Source organism: Bacillus cereus group sp. BfR-BA-01382 (assembly GCF_022663475.1).
GTDB lineage: Bacteria > Bacillota > Bacilli > Bacillales > Bacillaceae_G > Bacillus_A > Bacillus_A thuringiensis_S.
Window position 1 is genome coordinate 1 of record NZ_JAKUFQ010000210.1, and the last position, 2769, is coordinate 2769.

The following is a 2769-nucleotide window of genomic DNA, read 5'->3' on the forward strand; positions in this document are numbered from 1 at the left end:
AATTGACGTTTCACGTTGTTTGTTTCGTTCAGTTTTCAAAGAACTACTTAGTCGCTCATTTGCGACTTCCTTATGTTAACATCTTCATCTTTCAATGTCAACTAAGTTTTTTATTTCGTTTGTCGCTTGCGACGTTAATGTCATCGGCGACTTGTTCTATATTACACTTCATTTGTATAATCGTCAACATCTTTTTATAAAGATATTCAAGTTAATATTTTTATGCTCTTTTAACTAGATACGCCTCTCCAAGGATTCATTACCGAAAAGCTACCTTCTGCTTCTATTTAACCTATTCTTCCAAAATATATTCAAGTTAATTTAAACCCTAGACTTAATTTGTACAGAAGTTTTTACCTAGCGAAACTAACAATCTTATTTTAATAAATATTAATACCTCTTTGTTTATCACACCCTCTATTAGAAACGATTGAAGATATACGTATTCTTATAACAGACAACGATACAAAAATCCATAATACACTCATATACTACTCTAGTTATAGAGTCCCAAGTTCTACTTATATGAAGTAATAGTTGCTTATCTGTTTACTCGTAAATATATAGAAGCACACTAATATATTTATTAACTATCCCTTTTTCACTGAAATATCAGCCTTATATCTCCTTCATCTTTAGTATCATCTATTTCCATACAGCTATATTCTCTTAATAAACATTTAAGATATGCTCAAGGTTTGAATTGATTAATAGCATTTCCTTTTTAAACACATATACTGGATTAAAAATACATACCTCAATTGATCAAGTGCACCGAACAAACATATGCAGAATACTCGTTCCTTTCATTACTTCACTTTTTATATAACATTAATAGATATTTATCCCATACCTATATTTACGTTTTACCGCTAAAAGAGCGAATCCTTTCACTAACAAAGCATTTAGTTTCATTTCTAGTATATATCCCCCTTTTAAAATACATATAGAATCATAATTTCCTTTGTTTCTATCTCCCCCTAAGAATACAATACACAACCATACAAAAACAATTCTACAACAAGGTATACGACGGCTGCACAATTATAAATCATAATCCCCTCAATACCTACAGAGGTGCTGTCCGCCTTTAACGCAAATATATACTAAAAAAATTTCAATATGAAATGGGCCGGAATTTCTATTCTAAGAAAAATCCGGCTCTTATTTTTAAGCAACAACCAACATCATTTTTACATTTAGTATTAAATGTCTATTCAATATTCTCTACTCTGGTAAAGGTGAATGTATCATATCTGTCACTGCATAATATAGATTTTCTGGATGTTCGGCTATCCGATGACATAAATATAAATACCGTTATTTTCCACGAGTCAAATATACTCTAGCGTTATGTCCTTTGTTTTTCAAATCTCTTAACATATCCGGACGAATTCCATATAACATTTCTATTTCTACATTAGGGTGACTAAAATATTGACGTTGCTCCATCTCTTTAATAAGAATTTCATCATGTGTAGCTATAGATACAGGGTGATGGTTTTCAGCTAGTTTTTCTACAATTTGAAGATACTGTTGATTTAAATCAGTTAATCTAGGCATAGCAATATCCGGAACTTCTTGATAGGCACCTTTTACAACTCTTATTTTTCCTGGATAATGAAGGAGTTCTTGAATATCATTGTTTGAGCGGTATAAATGTGCCTGTATTGTTATCCCTACATTATGATATTGCTCAGTTACCTTTTTATAAATGGAAAGAATGTCCGCTGCTTTAGATGATTCTTCCATACTTATCATAAGGGTAGTTCCATGTACTTTCGCCTTCTCTGCCAACTCCATTAAATGAATATAAGATATTTCTGGATCTATAGACAATCCAATATGAGATAAATCAAGTGATACTGTTTGTTTCATAGATAGAGTACCTATGTCCCCAATAAGATTCAAAAACTCATTTTTTTGCTTTATAACATCCCTCTATATCAAGAGTATTTTCCCCTATGTATTCTAGTGAAGTATGATAACCTTTTGTAATTAGTTCTTTTGCCGTCCCAATCCCCTCATGTCTCGTTTCTCCGGTGACAAAGCGTTTCGCAGCTTGTAACAATAACGTATAGAGTTCATTGGATTGTTGAACATATGCTTTTATATGTTCATTCCGTTTTACATACACCTTCTTTAAATCAGCTTATCCTTTCTAAATTTATTGCTGAAGATTATTTGGAACGGCATATTATGAAGATGAAAAAAATCTATAAAAATCGAAGAGACTTCCTTATCCAGCAATTAAAATCAACATTCTCAAATACAATCAATATTTTCGGTTATTTTACAGTATTACATCTGATTGTTGAATTCAATCAAGTTCAATTCACAAAAGAATTACTTGAGAAAATCCAACAACTCGGAGTGAAAGTATATCCTGTGGAAGATCACGCCATTGAAAAAGGAAAACATTACAATCGAATTATTATAGGGTATGGACATTTAACAACTGCAGAAATAAAAGAGGGTGTGAGTAGGCTCCAGAGGGTAATACTTCGTATATATATTCTTGTTAGCAAATAGACTTTAAAGCTTAGTCATATTTTTCTGAAGGTATGCTACTTAAATGTGAAATTCTAATAAAATAAAGTTGTTTCTTGCTAGATAAACTTACTCATAGAGCCCACATTAATTACAAGTTTATTTTACAAAACACAAAAAAGACAAGTCATTCTGACTTGTCTTAAAGTTGCTTGGCGACGTCCTACTCTCACAGGGACAAGGTCCCAACTACCATCGGCGCTAGAGAGCTTAACTTCC

1 protein-coding gene and 2 pseudogenes are annotated in these 2769 nt (G+C 31.9%); 2 read left to right on the forward strand and 1 reads right to left on the reverse strand.

Annotation, left to right across the window (positions count from 1 at the left end; all coding sequences use genetic code 11):
• The coding region (locus MR160_RS33340; RefSeq protein ID WP_242299187.1) for a hypothetical protein at nucleotides 1-200 on the forward strand (200 nt) is incomplete at its 5' end.
• A gap of 1027 nt (nucleotides 201-1227) precedes the next feature.
• On the opposite strand, the pseudogene MR160_RS33345 reads toward MR160_RS33340, so the two are convergent.
• Nucleotides 1228-2137 (reverse strand): annotated as a pseudogene (locus tag MR160_RS33345) (proline dehydrogenase family protein).
• Here MR160_RS33345 and MR160_RS33350 point away from each other — a divergent pair.
• A pseudogene (locus tag MR160_RS33350) lies at nucleotides 2056-2532 on the forward strand (MocR-like pyridoxine biosynthesis transcription factor PdxR); the annotation flags it as partial. The pseudogenes MR160_RS33345 and MR160_RS33350 overlap by 82 nt on opposite strands.
• Nucleotides 2533-2769: the final 237 nt, after the last annotated feature.